This window comes from Psychrobacter sp. 1Y4, assembly GCF_051847555.1.
Genome location: NZ_JBPYDE010001073.1, coordinates 1 through 536, shown reverse-complemented (window position 1 = coordinate 536; position 536 = coordinate 1). Strand labels below are relative to the sequence as shown.

Annotated in this window: 1 pseudogene; it reads right to left on the bottom strand. The window is 43.8% G+C overall.

Annotated features, from left to right (window positions below):
* Positions 1–344: pseudogene (locus ACS8FC_RS20485) on the bottom strand (Xaa-Pro aminopeptidase); the annotation flags it as partial.
* Between the last annotated feature and the right edge of the window lie 192 nt (positions 345–536).

Sequence of the window (536 nt, the reverse complement as noted above, 5' to 3'; positions counted from 1 at the left end):
CTATAAGCAAGCAGTTGACCATCAGCCGACCACGCTGGCGCATAGATATAACCTGTGATCTGATCGATGAGATGACGATCACTGCCATCAGGACGGATGCTATAGAGTGTCGATACTTTGGCGCTCCCTGACCCTTGCTCTTCCACATAAGCAATGTGTCCTTGACGATCAACGGCAGGCATAGCGGCGGTCAGTGGATTGCTATCGACTGTACTGGTCGGCTTTTTCATTTCAGCACTAGGCAGTGTCTGACAACCAGTGAGAGCCGCCAATATCGCTATCGTCGTCGCCCCTTTTATCGTGATGTTATTCGTGGTTGGTTTTGACGTAATGGTTTTAAACATAAATTGGTATCCAATAAAATCGCTAAGATATAACAGCAGCTTTACTCTAGTGTAGCGCAAAATTCGACAAACTTTGGACGAAAAAAGGCCCTACATATTAGTGAGGCCTTATCAAATCTAACTATAGTATTTATATCGTTCTAATACATCGCTAGCTTATTTAGAGACGGCTTTAAAGTAAGCCACTTGATT